This window comes from Thauera sp. 63 (genome assembly GCF_000310165.2).
Classification (GTDB): domain Bacteria; phylum Pseudomonadota; class Gammaproteobacteria; order Burkholderiales; family Rhodocyclaceae; genus Thauera; species Thauera humireducens.
Window position 1 is genome coordinate 37,116 of sequence record NZ_AMXC01000022.1, and the last position, 16,172, is coordinate 53,287.

At 67.5% G+C, this 16,172-nt stretch carries 14 protein-coding genes; 12 read left to right on the top strand and 2 right to left on the bottom strand.

What is annotated here, in order from left to right; translation table 11 throughout:
* The first annotated feature begins 52 nt into the window (after positions 1-52).
* From earP to C664_RS15455, 5 genes are all read left to right on the top strand, one after another.
* A complete protein-coding gene (gene earP / locus C664_RS15435; protein ID WP_038012060.1) occupies positions 53-1,228 on the top strand; it encodes an elongation factor P maturation arginine rhamnosyltransferase EarP in 1,176 nt (391 codons plus the stop codon).
* Positions 1,229-1,292: 64 nt separating this feature from the next.
* Positions 1,293-1,850 carry an elongation factor P gene (gene efp / locus C664_RS15440; RefSeq protein WP_004263495.1) on the top strand — a complete coding sequence of 186 codons (558 nt, stop codon included), beginning with the start codon at positions 1,293-1,295 and terminating at the stop codon, positions 1,848-1,850.
* A 131-nt stretch (positions 1,851-1,981) separates the two neighbouring features.
* On the top strand, positions 1,982-2,464 hold the full coding sequence (locus C664_RS15445; protein WP_038012071.1) for a hypothetical protein: 483 nt from the start codon (positions 1,982-1,984) through the stop codon (positions 2,462-2,464).
* A gap of 152 nt (positions 2,465-2,616) precedes the next feature.
* Positions 2,617-8,316: an excinuclease ABC subunit UvrA gene (gene uvrA / locus C664_RS15450; RefSeq protein ID WP_004263504.1), complete on the top strand. Its 5,700-nt coding sequence runs from the start codon at positions 2,617-2,619 to the stop codon at positions 8,314-8,316.
* 144 nt (positions 8,317-8,460) lie between these two features.
* Positions 8,461-9,159 (top strand): cytochrome b/b6 domain-containing protein, encoded by a 699-nt coding sequence (locus C664_RS15455; protein WP_004263511.1) that lies wholly within the window; start codon positions 8,461-8,463, stop codon positions 9,157-9,159.
* 49 nt (positions 9,160-9,208) lie between these two features.
* Here the strand turns inward: C664_RS15455 and C664_RS15460 are convergent, their stop codons facing one another.
* Positions 9,209-10,219: a helix-turn-helix domain-containing protein gene (locus C664_RS15460; RefSeq protein ID WP_004263514.1), complete on the bottom strand. Its 1,011-nt coding sequence runs from the start codon at positions 10,217-10,219 to the stop codon at positions 9,209-9,211.
* The gene (locus C664_RS20695) at positions 10,216-10,461 is read right to left on the bottom strand and encodes a hypothetical protein (protein ID WP_157354184.1); all 246 of its coding nucleotides are present in this window, start codon (positions 10,459-10,461) and stop codon (positions 10,216-10,218) included. Before C664_RS20695 ends, C664_RS15460 begins: the two co-directional genes overlap by 4 nt.
* Positions 10,462-10,552: 91 nt before the next feature.
* On the opposite strand from C664_RS20695, the gene C664_RS15465 reads away from it, so the two are divergent.
* The 7 genes from C664_RS15465 to C664_RS15495 all read left to right on the top strand — a co-directional run bounded on the left by C664_RS15465 (position 10,553) and on the right by C664_RS15495 (position 16,020).
* A complete protein-coding gene (locus C664_RS15465) occupies positions 10,553-11,410 on the top strand; it encodes a hypothetical protein (protein ID WP_004263517.1) in 858 nt (285 codons plus the stop codon).
* Between the two features lie 74 nt (positions 11,411-11,484).
* Positions 11,485-12,696 (top strand): methylamine dehydrogenase (amicyanin) large subunit, encoded by a 1,212-nt coding sequence (gene mauB / locus C664_RS15470; RefSeq protein ID WP_004263520.1) that lies wholly within the window; start codon positions 11,485-11,487, stop codon positions 12,694-12,696.
* Positions 12,697-12,702: 6 nt separating this feature from the next.
* Entirely contained in the window at positions 12,703-13,248 is a 546-nt protein-coding gene (locus C664_RS15475; protein WP_004263525.1) for a MauE/DoxX family redox-associated membrane protein, read from the top strand.
* A gap of 27 nt (positions 13,249-13,275) precedes the next feature.
* Positions 13,276-13,902 carry a methylamine dehydrogenase accessory protein MauD gene (gene mauD, locus C664_RS15480; protein ID WP_004263528.1) on the top strand — a complete coding sequence of 209 codons (627 nt, stop codon included), beginning with the start codon at positions 13,276-13,278 and terminating at the stop codon, positions 13,900-13,902.
* 91 nt (positions 13,903-13,993) lie between these two features.
* Entirely contained in the window at positions 13,994-14,554 is a 561-nt protein-coding gene (mauA, locus tag C664_RS15485) for a methylamine dehydrogenase (amicyanin) small subunit (protein ID WP_004263530.1), read from the top strand.
* A 5-nt stretch (positions 14,555-14,559) separates the two neighbouring features.
* Complete coding sequence (gene mauG / locus C664_RS15490; RefSeq protein WP_004263533.1) at positions 14,560-15,600, top strand: tryptophan tryptophylquinone biosynthesis enzyme MauG; 1,041 nt, start codon at positions 14,560-14,562, stop codon at positions 15,598-15,600.
* Between the two features lie 9 nt (positions 15,601-15,609).
* Positions 15,610-16,020, top strand: coding sequence for a hypothetical protein (locus C664_RS15495; RefSeq protein WP_004263537.1), 411 nt, complete (start codon positions 15,610-15,612; stop codon positions 16,018-16,020).
* The last annotated feature ends 152 nt before the right edge of the window (positions 16,021-16,172 follow it).

Here is a 16,172-nt window from a genome sequence, read left to right on the forward strand (position 1 = left end):
TCCGGCTTGTTCACAAGCTTTCCCGCACTTTTGTCCAGGAATATCCACAGTCATGCAGTCCGTTCATCGCTCATCTGCCCTTAACTGGGAGATCTTCTGTCAGGTTGTGGATAATTTTGGGGATATTGGCGTCTGCTGGCGGCTCGCACGCGATCTCGCGGCTCGGACGGGATCTCAGGTCCGCTTGTGGGTGGACGATTGGACGGTGCTGACGCGCATCTGTCCCGAGGCACGAACGCTCGATCCGCAGCAGGGGGGACGGGTTGCCGGTGTCGACTTGCGGCAGTGGACGGATCCGTTCCCGCGGGTGGCGCCGGCCGATGTCGTGATCGAGGCGTTCGCCTGCGAGATCCCGGAGGCGCACCTGCAGGCAATGGCGGCGCGAACGCCGGTGCCGGTGTGGATCAATCTCGAGTACCTGTCGGCCGAGGACTGGGTGGCCGGTTGTCATGCGCTGGCATCGCCGCATCCGCGCCTGCCGCTGGTGAAGCACTTCTTCTTTCCCGGTTTCGACGAAGGCACGGGGGGCCTGCTGCGCGAGCCGGACCTGCTCGCGCGCCGCGATGCCTTCCGCGCCGATTCGGCCGGGCGGGGCGACTGGCTCGCGCGCCGCGGCGTGCTTGCCGGCCATGACGAGACCTGCGTGTCGCTGTTCGCCTACGAACAGGCCCGGCTGCCCGGCCTCATCCACCTCTGGGCGCAGGGTGCGCAGCGACTGCATGTGCTGGTTCCCGAAGGGCGGGTGCTGGGCGATGTCGAACGTGCGCTGGGGCGCACCGCGCTGAAGGCCGGCGATTGCATCCACGAGGGCAGTCTGAGCGTGCATGTGCTGCCCTTCACCGACCAAGATGGCTATGACGAGCTGCTGTGGGCCTGCGACCTGAACTTCGTGCGCGGTGAGGATTCCTTCGTGCGCGCACAGTGGGCCGGCGTGCCCTGCGTGTGGCAGATCTATCCGCAGGACGAGGATGCGCACTTCGACAAGCTCGAGGCCTTCATGGCCCGCTACCTTGCCGGCGCGGCCCTGCCCGAGGCGGAAGCCTGTGGCGCCTTCTGGCGCGCCTGGAACGGACGGGGTGACCCGGCGGCCGCCTGGCCGGCCTTCGCCGCCGCGCTGCCCGGACTGCAGCGTCGTGCCGCGCGCTGGTGCGACGACCTGGCGCGGCAATCGGATCTTGTTTCACGCTTGACAGGATTCTGTTCCCACATTCCGGCCGTCGCGGGGTAGAATCCCGCGCCTAATTTTCAAAGACATGCGGCTCGCGCCGCGTCGATTTCATTCAGGAAACAGCATGAAAACCGCTCAGGAACTCCGCTCCGGCAACGTCATCATGGTCGGTAGCGACCCGCTGGTGGTGCAGAAGGCCGAATACAACAAGTCCGGCCGCAACGCCGCGGTCGTCAAGATGAAGCTCAAGAACCTGCTGACCGGCGCGCCCTCCGAATCGGTCTACAAGGCTGACGACAAGTTCGAAGTGGTCGTGCTCGACCGCAAGGAAGTGACCTACTCCTACTTCGCCGATCCGATGTACGTGTTCATGGACGCCGACTACGAGCAGTACGAAGTCGAAGCCGAGAACATGACCGACGCGCTGAAGTACCTCGAAGACGGCCTGCAGTGCGAAGTCGTGTTCTACAACGGCAAGGCCATCTCGGTCGAACTGCCGAACAGCGTCGTGCGCGAGGTCGTCTACACCGAGCCTGCCGTCAAGGGCGACACCTCGGGCAAGGTCATGAAGCCGGCCAAGATCTCCACGGGCTTCGAGCTGCCGGTGCCGGCCTTCGTCGAAATCGGTGACAAGATCGAGATCGACACCCGTACCGACGAGTACAAGAACCGAGTCAAGTAATCGACGCCGTTCTGCAAGCGAAAGGGCCCGAGCGGCCCTTTTGTTTTCTTGTGCGTCGAACCGGGCGTGCCGTGTGTTGTCTTCCTTGGCACAATCCTGTGGTTCCTCGTCAACTCATCGTCATCGCCGCCATGAAGCCCCTGATTCTCACCCTCGCCGGCCCGATCCTGATGCTGCTTGCCGCCTGTGCGCCCGAGGCCCCCGCGGAGAAAGCGGAGAAGGCGGCAAGCGAAGCGGCCGAGGCCGCGCGCGAGGCGCTCGACAAGGCGGGCGAGGCGGTGAAGAAGCTCGGCGAGTCCGGTAGCGCGGCCGCCCAGGCAGTGGTCGAGTCCGCCACCGAGAAGGTGAAGGAAGGCGCAGAAGTGGCCGAAGAGGCGGTGCGCGAGAATTCGGACGTCGCCCGCGAAGTCACCGATGCGGGCGTGCGCGACGCCAAGGAGGCTGCCGAAGCCGCGGCCCAGCGGATCGCCGACGCGACGCGCGGCGCGGCGCAACGCCTGAAGGAAGCCGGCCAGGGCGCGCTCGGCAGCGTGCGTCCGCGCGAGGATGGCGCACCGGTCGAGGACGCCACGGCCGAGGCGGCGACGGAACCGAAACCCGACGCCGTGAAGTGAGTCCGGCTCCGCCGGGCTGGCGATGTCGCTCCGGCCGCAATGGTCGATGTCGGTGCCTGATCCCCACCCGCAGGGGAACCTTTCACCCCCGGGCATGAGTCGGATGCCGGTCCGCGCCTAGAATGGCGTCTTGTGTCCGAGCTTTCCGTCCCATGTCCGCCTCTGCAACCCGCTACACCCCGGTCGATGCGCCCGCTTCGATCGCCGACGCCATCCGCATCCGCGGTGCGCGCCAGAACAACCTGCGCAATCTCTCGCTCGATTTGCCGCTGAACCGCCTGACGGTGGTGACCGGCGTATCGGGCTCGGGCAAGTCCTCTCTGGTGTTCGACACCCTGTACGCCGAGGGCCAGCGGCGCTACGTCGAGACCTTCTCGCCCTACGCGCGCCAGTTCCTCGATCGCATGGATAAACCGCAGGTGGATCGCATCGAGGGCGTGCCGCCGGCGATCGCGATCGACCAGACCAACCCGGTGCGCACCTCGCGCTCGACGGTGGGCACGATGACCGAGCTCGCCGACCACTTCAAGCTGCTGTACGCGCGCGCCGCGCACCTGCACTGCCGCTGCTGTGGCAAGCCGGTGCGGCGGGATTCGGCGGTCAGCATCGCTGCCGAGCTGCGCGCGCGCGCGGCCGCCGAGGGCGATCCGCGCCTGGTGGTGTGCTTTCCGGTGCCGGTGCCGTCCAACTTCAGCGAAGCGGAGGTGACCGGCCTGCTCAACGCGCAGGGCTACACCCGCATCCAGGAACGCATCGCCAGTGCCGGCCCCGAGGGGCAGGACGTGCTGCAGGTGGTGCAGGACCGCTTTCGCGCCTCGAACGCCGAGGATGCGCGTCTGGCCGAGGCGCTGGAGTCGGCCCTGCATCGCGGTCATGGCCGGCTGTCGGTGTATGCCTCGGGCGAGGGCGTGAAGCCGGAAACAAGGAACGGGACGGGGACACCGGGCGAGGCGGTGTGGCGCTATTCGTCCGGCCTGCATTGCGCCGACTGCGACATCCATTACTCGGACGCCACGCCCGGCCTGTTCTCCTTCAATTCGCCGATCGGCGCCTGTGAGACCTGCCGCGGCTTCGGGCGCGTGATCGGGGTCGATTTCGGCCTGGTGGTGCCGGACGAGTCAAAGACCCTGGCCGAAGGCGCGGTGAAGCCCTGGCAGACCGAGAGCTACCGCGAGTGCCAGGCCGACCTCGAGAAGATGGCGAAGAAATACGGCGTGGCGATGGACATCCCGGTGCGAGACCTGCCATCCGAGCATCGTCACTGGCTGTTCGAGGGCGACCCGAAATGGAAGAACTGGGACAGCTCGTGGCCGCGCTACTGGTACGGCGTGCGCCACTTCTTCGACTGGCTGGAGACCAAGGCCTACAAGATGCACATCCGCGTGCTGCTGTCGCGCTACCGCAGCTATACGGAGTGCCCGGCCTGCCATGGCGCGAGGCTCAAGCCCGATGCGCTGCTGTGGCGGCTGCCCGTGGGTGACAAAGGCATCGCGATCCACGAGCTGATGGCAATGCCGGTCGATCGCATCCGCGAGGCCGTCGCCGCGCTGCAGATCCCCGGCCAAGCTGAAATGATGAGTGACGAAGCCACCGAGCTGGTGCTGGGCGAGATCCGCAGCCGGCTGACCTATCTCGCCGACGTCGGCCTCGGCTACCTGACGCTGGATCGCCAGTCGCGCACGCTGTCGGGCGGCGAGGTGCAGCGCATCAACCTGACCACGGCGCTGGGCACCTCGCTGGTGAATACGCTGTTCGTGCTCGACGAGCCCTCGATCGGCCTGCACCCGCGCGACATCGGTCGCATCCTCGGCGTGATGACGCGGCTGCGCGACGCTGGCAACACACTGGTGGTGGTGGAGCACGACCCGCAGGTGATGGTCGCTGCCGACGAGCTGCTGGAGATCGGCCCCGGCCCGGGCGAGCGCGGCGGCAACATCGTCGCGCGCGGCACGCCGGCCGAGATCACGGCGAATCCGGACTCGGTGACGGGTCCGTGGCTGGCAGGCAGGAAGCGCATCGACATCGACCGTCCGCCGCGGCCGGTCGATGACGCCACGCCGCGCCTGACCCTGGTCGGCGCGCGCCAGCACAACCTGCGTGACCTCACGGTCGGTTTTCCGCTGCAGCGCATGACCTGCCTGACCGGCGTGTCCGGCTCGGGCAAATCGACGCTAATTCAGGATGTGCTGTACCCGGCGCTGGCCAAGCATTTCGGCGAGGCGACCGAATCGCCTGGGGTGTTCGATCGTCTCGAGAATGTGGATAACTTGCGTGGCGTGGTCATGGTGGATCAGTCGCCGATCGGCAAGAGTTCGCGGTCCAACCCGGTCAGCTACGTCGGCGCGTGGGACCCGATCCGCAACCTGTTCGCCGCCCTGCCGGAGGCGAAGCAGCGGGGTTACTCCCCCGGCACCTTCAGCTTCAACGCCGGTCACGGCCGTTGCCCGACCTGCACCGGTTCGGGCTTCGAGCATGTGGAGATGCAGTTCCTGTCCGATGTCTGGTTGCGCTGCCCGGACTGCGACGGCAAGCGTTACCGGGCGGAAGTGCTTGAATTGAAATGGAACGGGCTGTCGGTGGCCGACGTGCTCGAGCTGACCGTGCATGAAGCGCTCGACGTTTTCCGCGAGCATCCCAAGGCGATTGCCGCACTTGCACCACTGGCCGATGTCGGCCTCGACTACCTGCGCCTTGGCCAGCCGGTGCCGACCCTGTCGGGTGGCGAGGCGCAGCGTCTCAAGCTTGCCGGGCATCTTGCCGAGGCGTCGCAGAAGAAGACTGTACGCAAAGCCAGGGCTGTGGATAACTTTGTTGAAAATTCCGGGAGTGCGCCTGAGCCGGGGCTGCTGTTCCTGTTCGACGAACCCACCACCGGCCTGCACTTCGAGGATGTCGCCACGCTGCTCGGCGCCTTCGACAAGCTGCTGCAGGCGGGGCATTCGCTGATCGTCATCGAGCACAACCTCGACGTGATCGCTGCGTCCGACTGGATCATCGACCTCGGCCCCGAGGGCGGCGACGGCGGCGGTGCGATCGTGGTCGAGGGGCCGCCCGAGGTGGTGCGCGGGCACGAAAGCTCGCACACCGGCAAGGCATTGCGCGACTACGCCGAGGCACTGGAGAAGACGCGCACGGCGCCGCTGATCGCGGCCGAACCGCGGGTGGAGTATCGCCCGGTCGCCGCGCCTGCGATCGCTGGATCCGTCATCGAGATCCGCCATGCCCGCGAGCACAACCTGAAGAACGTCAGCCTGCAGATTCCGCGTGACCAATTCACCGTGATCACCGGCCTGTCCGGCTCGGGCAAATCCACGCTGGCCTTCGACATCGTCTTCGGCGAGGGCCAGCGCCGCTACCTGGAATCGCTCAACGCCTACGCCCGCCAGTTCGTGCAGCCGGCCAGCCGGCCCGACGTGGACGGCCTGTTCGGCATTCCGCCGACGGTGGCGATCGAGCAGCGCACCAGCCGCGGCGGGCGCAAGAGCACGGTGGCGACGCTGACCGAGATCCACCCCTTCCTGCGCCTGATGTACGTGAAGCTGGGCACGCAGTTCTGCCCCGACTGCGACGTGCCCGTGACGCCGCAGAGCTTCGAAGCCATCGTCGCGCAGATCCAGCGCGAGCTGCGCGGGCAGTCCATCGAAGTCCTCGCGCCGCTGGTGATCAACCGCAAGGGTCTGTACACCGACCTCGCCAAGTGGGCACGCGCCAAGGGCCATGCGCAGCTGCGCGTCGATGGGGAATACCTGCCCACCCATAAATGGCCGCGCCTGGACCGCTACAAGGAACACAACATCGAGCTGCCCACCGGCATGGTGATGGTGCAGCCCGAGCACGAGGCCACGCTGCGCGAATTCGTGCGCCAGGCGCTGGAGATCGGCAAGGGCGTGATCAAGGTGCTGCGGATTTCAATGGGGTCTGACCCCATTGAAATTACCTTCTCCACGCTGCGCGCCTGCCCGAGCTGCGGCACCGGCTTTCCCGAGCCGGATCCGCGCCTGTTCTCTTACAACGCCAAGCATGGCTGGTGCCCCAAGTGCTACGGCACCGGCCTGAAGACTGCGGCGCGCATTGAGGACCCGGACGCGCTCGACCTCGGCGATGCGGAGGAAGTCATCGTCAGCGACGAGCCCTGCCCCGCCTGCGACGGCGCGCGGCTGAACCCGGTGGCGCGCGCGGTGCGCTTCCGCGAGCTCGGCCTGCACCAGCTCGCTGCGCAACCGGTGGACAAGGCGGCGAGCTTCTTCGCCGATCTGGCGCTGAACGAGCGGGAAACCGACATCGCGCGCGATCTCGTCAGCGAGATCCGCGGGCGCCTCGCTTTCCTGCAGCACGTCGGTCTTGGCTACCTGGCGCTGGATCGCGCCGCGCCCACGCTGTCGGGCGGCGAGGCGCAGCGCATCCGGCTGGCGGCGCAGCTCGGCTCCAACCTGCGCGGCGTGTGCTACATCCTCGACGAGCCGACGATCGGCCTGCATCCGCGCGACAACCGCCTGCTGCTCGACACCCTGGAGGCGCTACGCGACCGCGGCAACACGCTGCTGGTGGTCGAGCACGACGAGGACACCATCCGCCGCGCCGACCACGTCATCGACCTCGGCCCCGGTGCCGGCGTGCGCGGCGGTCGGGTGGTGGCTGAAGGGCGCATCGACGACCTGCTCGCCGCGCCCGAATCCGCCACCGGCGCATGCTTCCGCCACCCGCTGCAGCACCCGCTGCGCCCGCGCCGCGCGGTCCCGGACGACCACGCGGCGATCCGCATCGAGGGCGCCAGCCTGCACAACCTGCGCGACGTCGACGTGCGCATCCCGCTCGCGCGCCTGACGGTGGTGACCGGCGTGTCCGGCTCGGGCAAGTCCAGCCTGGCACGCGACGTGATCCACGCCAACCTGCGCGCCCGCCTGGGCGACCCCGAGGCCACCCGCGCCCGCCGCCGCGGCCAGGCGCAGCCGGAGGAGGTCGACCAGGCACTGGTCGGCTGCAAGGGCCTTCACGGCTGGCAGCAGGTCGGCCGCGTGCTGGAAGTCGACCAGACTCCGATCGGCAAGACGCCGCGCTCCTGCCCGGCGACCTACGTCGGCTTCTGGGACGCGATCCGCAAGCTCTTCGCCGACACCTTCGACGCCCGCACCCGCGGCTGGAACGCCTCGCGCTTCTCCTTCAACACCGGCGCCGGGCGCTGCCCGGTGTGCGACGGCGCAGGCCAGACCACCGTCGAGATGAACTTCCTGCCGGATGTGAAGACGCCCTGCGAGGCCTGCGGCGGCGCGCGCTTCAACCCCGAGACGCTGTCGGTGCGCTGGAAGGAGAGGACCGTGGCCGAGGTGCTGGCGATGCCGGTGGACGAGGCGGTGGACTTCTTCTCCGCCCATCCCGCGATCGCCCACCCGCTGCAGCTGCTGCAGGACGTCGGCCTCGGCTACCTGACCCTGGGCCAGCCCAGTCCGACGCTGTCGGGCGGCGAGGCGCAGCGCATCAAGCTCGTGACCGAACTCGCCAAGGTGCGGCGGCGCCCCGGCGACGCCGAGGACACCGGCGGCGTGCCGCTGCCGGCCGACAAGCACAGCCTGTACGTGCTCGACGAGCCTACCGTCGGCCTGCACATGGCCGACGTGGACAAGCTGATCCGCGTGCTGCATCGCCTTGCCGATGCCGGCCATACGGTGCTGGTGATCGAGCACGACCTCGACGTGATGGCCGAGGCCGACTGGCTGATCGACCTCGGGCCGGAAGGCGGTGACGGTGGCGGACGGGTGGTGGCCGAAGGTCCGCCGGAGGTGGCGATGGCAACCCCGGAATCGCACACCGGCCGGCATCTGCGCGAGTTCCTGGCCCAGCGCATGGCAGGATGATGCAGTGCAGCGGAACCCCGGCCGCTGTGTCCGGGTCATCTATGCGGCATGCCGCCGTTCGGCGGCGGGCGGCGGTCGCAATCATCTTTCGTGGGCGGGTGCCGTCAGGAAACCCGCGTTGTGGATCAATACAGGAATGCAGGAATGAGCACGCGAACGATAAAGGTGTGGGATCTGCCCACGCGCATTTTTCACTGGCTGCTGGCCATACTGGTGGTCGCCGCCTTCGTCACGGGCTGGCTGGGCGGCAACCTCATCGAATGGCACGGCCGTGCCGGCATCGCCATCACCGGCCTGCTGGCGTTCCGTCTCGTGTGGGGTTTCATCGGCTCGACCTACGCCCGTTTTGCCGACTTCGTGCCCGGCCCCGCCCATATCTGGGCGCACATCCGGGGTGAATGGAACGGTCTGGGCCACAACCCGTTCGGCGCCCTGTCGGTACTCGCCCTGCTGGGCATCCTGATCTTCCAGGCGGTGAGCGGGCTGGTGTCGAACGACGACATCGCCTTCGAGGGACCGCTGTACGCGCTGGTCAGCAAGGACACCAGCGACTGGCTCAGCAGTCTGCACCGGCTGAACTTCTGGGTGATCATCGCCTTGGTGGCGGCGCACGTGGGCGCCATCCTGTATTACCTGCATGCGAAGAAGGACAACCTGGTGAAGCCGATGATCGTCGGCACCAAGGACGTCTCCGACCCGGACGCCCGGGCCGCGCAGGGCGGCGGTGTGCTGGCTTTCGTGGTTGCACTCGCGATTGCGCTCACGGTGGTCTGGGCGGCCAACGGGGGTTTGCTGCCGCCGCCGCCACCGCCCGCGCCAGCCGAAGCGACGCCCGCCTGGTAAGCGCGGACGGCACGGTCGCCGTGGCGGCGGCGGTCGTGCCCCCCGGCCTTCAGGTGCGGCGCGCGCGGCTCAGCGTTCCCATCGGGAGTTCGCCGAACAACTCGCGGTAGTAGCGCGAGAACAGGCTCATGTGCCAGAAGCCCCACTTGGCGGCGACGTTGGCGATGGTGACGATCTGCTCCGGCGCGCTCTGCAACTGGGCGCGCACCCGGTGCAGGCGGATGTTGCGCATGTAGGTCACCGGGGTAATGCCCAGCACGCGGATGAAGGCATGGTTGAGCGTGCGCCGGCTCACCCGCAACTGTTCGCACAGCTCGCCGATCGTGGGCGGGTAGCCGGGGTTGGCCAGGGTCGCCTCGCGTACGCGGTTGACGATGTAGCGGTGGATGCGGTGCTCGTGGTGCTTGGAGCCGTCCGAACGGCCGCGGGCCAGCACCTGCACGCAGGACGCGAGCAGTTCGTCCTCGAAGTGGCGCCACGCCTGATCGTTTCCGTCATCGCCGGGCAGGTGCTCCGCGAATCGCTGCAGGCCGCCCAGCACTGCCGATTTCAGGCGAGCCGAGATCTCCGCCGAGACACTTTCCGCGGGCTTCAGCGACTCCAGCAGTTTGCGCAGGTTCATGCATTCGACGCGTTCTGCGTAGCACTCGAGGCACTCCGCGGGAATGACGGCGGCGGCGATCTCCGAGCGTCTGGAGGTCCGGAACAGCAGCTCGCTGTTCTTGTCGAGCGTCAGCACGGACTGGGCGTTGATCGGCAGCAGGCCCCAGCTGGCCTCGCCCTCGACGACGGTCGGGAAGCCGATGACATAGCTGTCCGGCGGTGCGCTGGCCACTTCATCGACCGAGCGATTCATTGCTTCGCGGAACAGCTGCAGCCCTTGCCGGGACACGCTGGTGACCGCGCCGGTGAATTCGCCCTTGCACAACTGCGTGTAGTCCTGTGACCAGAACGGCAGTGCATCCGCCTGTTCGAGCACATCGCTCGTCGTTCGCCGAACGACCATGAAGTCGCCGCGCGGGGTCGGCACCCGGCCGGCGAAGCTCTCGTTGAGATTCAATTCAACTCCTCCTCCGCATCCCTGTTCTCGTCGATGCGCCCTTGAGCGGCATCGGCGGACATGGCTTTATCGTTTGAGTCTCCTCGACCTGCAGGTACCCGTGGGCCTGCTGCTGGCAAGGGCGGCGTCTTGTTCGCGCCGTGATCCCACTGCCACGCATGCAACATAAGCCAGATGCGTAGGCGCGGGATAGCAAGAATCAGCAACAGACCCTGCCCGACCGGGTTCACCGGCCGGGTCATGCCGAATATTGCTACGAGTGTCCGGGGTGCCCTCCTAACCTGAAGCTGCACGATCAACCAGCGGGCCTCGGAGCCCGAACAGGAGGGGACAATGAACTCAAGCCCGGGTGCGGCTCGCTACGACGAGCCGGCATATCAGGATGACGGCACCGCCTGCATTCCAGACCAGCAGCGCTTCGCCCAGTCGCAGTCTGCAGCGGCACGCAGCCTGTGGATGCTGTTGGCGGCGGTCGCCGGCGTGGCAGCGGGTTCTGCACTCGCGACGCAGTTCCCGGTGGGCGGGTCGCTGACGCTGATTCTAGCGGTGCTTGCGCTGGTCGGCGGCCTGCTGTCGACGTGGTCGCCCTGCGGCTATTCCAGCTTGAGCCTGCTGCGTCCGGCGGGCCGCTACTCGGCAGCCTCGGTCCTGCGCTGGACGCCGACCTTCATCGCTCATGCCATCGGCTACGCCGTCGGCGCGCTGGTTCTCGGTTCCATGCTCGGCCTGGCCGGCGGCATCGCCCTGGGTGCGCTTCCGCTCGAGTACTCGGCAATCGGCCTTGCGGTGCTCGCGATCGCCTACGGGGTTCATCAGTTCGGCTTCCTGAAGATGCCGTATCCGCAGCGCCGGGCCCAGGTGCCGCACGATGCGCGTTTCCGCTTCCGCCCCTCGGTCATCGGCCTGCTCTACGGCTATGCGCTGGGGATGAACTACCTCACTTACGTGCAGACGCCGATGCTCTACATCGTCACCGGTGCGGCGCTTGCCAGCGGCAGCGTGGGGTCGGCCATCGCGATCATCGCCCTGTTCAACGTCGGCCGCTGCCTGCCGGTCGCGATCAATTTCCTGCCGGTCACCGACCAGGGTGTCCAGGCCTGGCTCGCGCGCTGGCAAGAGCGTGCGGTCGAGGTGGATGGCTTCGTTCTGATCGCACTCGGTTCGGCCGCGCTCGCCTTGTTGCTCGGCTGAAACGGTTCCACGCGCCGTCGCGGTGCGATCCAGCGCGGCGCAAGCACGAGAACCAGAAATCAACAGGAGACAAAATGAACAAGAAGCTTTCGACCGGCGCCCGACGCGGGCGCCTGGACATCTTGCTCGGCGGCGTGGCCTCCACGGCGCTGATCCTGGGGGCGGCTTCGGTTTCGGCGCAGGTGCCGGAACAGCTCGGCGCGGAGGCCACGGCGCAATTGCAGGAAGAGTCCGTGATCCTGTCCGCGCCGCCCAGCGATTCGAAGCGCGTGTATGTGCTGGATCCGGGCCATTTCAACGCGACCTCGACCGTCTACACGATCGATGGCAAGTCGTCTTCCCTGCTCGGCATGACCGATGCGGGCAAGCTGCCGCATGTGATGCTGGCCAGCGACGGCGGCTTCTTCGCGGTGGCGAACACGGTGTATTCGCGCATCTCGCGCGGCACGCGCAATGACTACGTCGAGCTGATCGACAGCCGCACGCACGACGTGCTGGCCGATATCGACATTCCGGAAGGCCGCTTCCTGACCGGCGTTCTCGAACGTCTTGCGGCGATGTCTACTGACGACAAGCACCTCCTGTTCCAGCAGTTCTCGCCGTCGCCGGCGGTGGGACTGGTCGATCTGGAGAAGAAGTCCTTCGTCAAGATGATGGAGGTGCCGGATTGCTACCACCTGTTCCCGGTGCCCAAGCAGCAGTTCTTCATGCACTGCCGCGACGGTTCGCTGCTGCAGGTCGGCTACGACGGTATGGGAAACACCACGCAGAAATCGACCAAGGTGTTCCATGCCGAGAACGAGTACCTGCTGAACAACCCCTTCTATTCCAACGCGAGCGGACGTCTGGCGTGGCCGACCTACGAAGGCCGCATCTTCCAGGCGAAGCTGTCGGCGTCGGGGGCCGAGTTCCTGCCACCCATCGAGGTATTCACCGAACAGGAGAAGGCAGCCAAGTGGCGTCCGGGGGGCTGGCAGACCATCACCTATCACACGGGCAGCAACGAGCTCTATCTGCTCGCTGACCAGCGTGAGAAGTGGACGCACAAGCTGCCGAGCCGTTTCGTGTTCGTGGTGGATGGCGCGACCGGCAAGCGACTGCGCCGGATCGACCTGAATCACGAGATCGACTCGATCGCGGTGAGCCAGGATGCCGAGCCGCTGCTGTATGCGGTGTCGGCGACCGACAAGGCGCTCTACACCTACGACGCCCGCAGCGGCAAGGCGGTCGGCACGGTGGATGAGCTCGGCAGGGCGCCGATCCTGATCGTCACGCCGGACAGGTGACGCGCGATGAACTGGCTATCCAACCCTGCCGTGCTGGTGTTCGCCAAGATGTTCCTGGCGCTCGTTCTGGTTGCCGCCGCCGTTCCCAAGCTGCGGCATCCGGACGAGTTCCTGGGCGTGGTCGCCAACTACCGCATCCTGCCCTCGGCCCTGGTGGCACCGTTCGCGGCCTTGCTGCCCTGGATCGAGCTGGCATGTGCGGCCGCGCTGTTCATCCCGGCGACGAGCGTGCTCGCCGCCGGCGTGGCAGCCGGACTGTGTGCGTCCTTCGCCCTGGCGCTGGCCATCAACATCGCCCGCGGCCGTACCCACATCGACTGCGGCTGCCTGCGCCGGCCGGCCAGCAAGAGCCGGATCGGCAGCTTCCACGTCGCACGCGCCCTCGGTCTCGTCGGCATCGCGCTGTTCATCGCGGGCACCGGCAAGGCCACCGGCGAAGCGTCGTTCGGCAGTCTGACGCTGGGTGTGGTGGCGGCCCTGATGCTCGTGCTGATCTATCTGGTGGCCGATCTCATGACCGGTCTGCCGGATGCACGTGCACGCAAGCACTGACAACAAACTCTTCAAGGAATCCATCCAATGGCAAGCGAAATCCTCTTTGCATCCAACGTCCTGCTGTGGGCCGGCTTCATCGCCCTGTCGGCGCTCCTGTTCGGCGTGGTGCGCCAGATTGGCCTGCTCCACGAACGCTCGGCCCCGCTGGGCGCGATGATGATCGACCACGGCCCGGACATCGGCGAACGCTCGCCGACGTTCAAGGTGACCGAGTTCGACGGCACGCCGATCACGGTCGGTCGTCCGCTCAACCCGGGTCGCCCCAGCCTGCTGATGTTCACCGGCCCGACCTGCCCGATCTGCGCGAAGCTGCTGCCGATCATCCGCTCGGTGGCGGCGGCCGAAGGGGCCGACGTGGTGCTGATCAGCGACGGTACGCCGGCCGAGCACAAGGAGTTCCTGCGTCTTCACCCGCTGCAGGGCGAGCGCTACGTGGTGTCGGCCGAAATCGGCATGCGCTTCCAGGTCGCGAAGATTCCCTACGGCGTGCTGCTGGATGGCGAGGGGGTGATCCAGGGCAAGGGGCTGTGCAACACCCGCGAGCATGTCGAGAGCCTGTTCGAGACGGTGCGCATGGGCCATGCCTCGCTGCAGGGGTATCTCCAGCGCGAAACCGCGTCCGAAGCCGCGGGCAAGTACGAACTTCACTGATGGACGCCCGTCGCTGCCTGTCGGGCGGCAGGGGGCGCCTCATCGAAGCAGCACGGCAAGACCAAGCACGACCACGCTGAAGGAGACCGAAGTGAAGAAGAACACAGGATTTGACTCGACCATCGAGAGGCTGGCGCGATCGACCGCCAGCAAGACCAGTCGCCGCGGGTTTCTGGGCAAGCTCGGCGCCCGCCTGGCCGGCGTGGCGTTGCTGCCGCTGCTGCCGGTCGACCGCCGCGGCCGCCTCAACGAAGCGCATGCGGCCACGGTTGGCGGGCTGACGCGGCAGGGCTTCAAGCCGCAGGACAAGGACCCGAAGTCCTGCGATTACTGGCGCCATTGCTCCATCGACGGCAACCTCTGCGACTGCTGCGGCGGCTCGCTGACCTCCTGCCCGCCGGGCACCGAGCTGTCGCCCAGCTCGTGGGTGGCCAGCTGCTACAACCCGGGCGACGGGCAGAACTACCTGATCGCCTACCGCGACTGCTGCGGCAAGCAGACCTGCGGGCGCTGCAACTGCGTCAATACCGAGGGCGAACTGCCGATCTATCGACCGGAGTTCAACAACGACATCGTGTGGTGCTTCGGTGCCGATAACGACGCGATGACCTATCACTGCACGATCTCGCCCATCGTCGGCAAGGCGAGCTGAGTGCAGTGGAAACCGCAAGCCGTGTCCTGTCGTCCGCAGCGCCGCGTGCACTGCGGGCGTTCGCGCTCGGCCTGTCGGTGTCGCTTGTCTGCGTGCCCGCTGCCGCCATGGACGGTGGCGGGCGCAGCGACTACCGCCGGCCGGATTCGCCGCCCGCCCCGGGGGGACAGCCGCCCAGTGCGGCGCAGATCGAGCTCGGCCGCGCGCTGTTCTTCGATCCGCGGCTGTCGCGCGACGCGACGATGTCCTGCGCGACCTGCCATGCGCCCGAACTGCGCTGGAGCGATGGCCGGGTGCGGCCGATCGGGTCGGAACAGGTGGTCCATGCCCGGCGCACGCCTACGGTGGTCAACAGTGCATGGCTGAGCGCGCTGATGTGGGACGGGCGCGCCGCGTCGCTCGAGGCCCAGGCGGCATTGCCGATCACCTCGCCGCACGAGATGGGTCAGGCGATGCCGGCACTGGTCGAGCGCCTGTCGGGCATCGCCGGCTATCGCCGCTTGTTCGGCCAGGCCTACGGCGACGAGGTGGTGTCGGAACGTCGTGTGGCCGAAGCCCTGGCCAGCTTTCAGCGCACGCTGGTGTCGCCGGTCGCGCCCTTCGATCGATGGGTGGCCGGTGAGGACGATGCGATCGACGCGCAGGCGCGTGCAGGCTTCGATGTCTTCACCGGCAAGGCACGGTGCGTTGCCTGTCACAAGGGCTGGCGTTTCACCGACGACAGCTTCCACGACATCGGGCTGGATTCGACCGACCCCGGGCGCGGCGCGCACGTGCCGGCGGAGGTGGTGATCATGCAGCACGCCTTCAAGACGCCGTCGCTGCGTGATCTGGCGGTGGAGGGACCCTACATGCACGACGGTTCCATGCACAGCCTGGAAGAGGTCATCCGGCACTACGAAAAGGGCGGGCGGCGGCGGCCCAGTCTGTCGCCGGAAATGAAGACCTTCGAACTGGACCCCGATGAGCGTGCGGCACTGATCGCGTTCCTGCGCACGCTGGATGGCGGGTTTGTCGGCGTCGACCCGCCGGTGCTGCCGGAGTGAGGTGAGCACATGATCGACCGCATGAGGAAATCCGCAGCCGCATGGGCTGCCGCACTGGGGCTTCTCGGGGCGCTGGCGGCATGTGCGACGACTCCGCCGCAGCTGGCGGCGCGGATGACGCTGTCGCACCACGAGTTCGAGCCCTGGTCCTTCGTGCCGCGCGCGGGGGAGCCGATCGAGATCGACAACCGTTCCGACATCGCGCACAGCATCTACATCACCTACCCCGACGGCACCGTGGTGAGCCTGGGCACCCAGCTGCCGGGCACGGTGCTGCGCTGGACGCCACCGCAGGATGGCGAGTTCGTACTGCGCTGCTGGATACATCCGGTGATCCGTGCCGCGCTGACGGTGGGCGCCGGTCCGGTCTCGGGTGGCGGCTCGGACGGGCGGCGGCATCATGGTGCCACCCCCCACTGACCCCGCTCCCGCACCGGGCGCCAGCCCGCGGCGGCAGGCGTTCCGGCGCGTGGCGCGTGCGCTGGGCGGCGTGATGATCGCCACCCTCGCGGCCCGCGGCCTGCTGGGTGCGCGGCCGGCACGCGCCGCGCACATGCTGCGGCCGCCCGGCG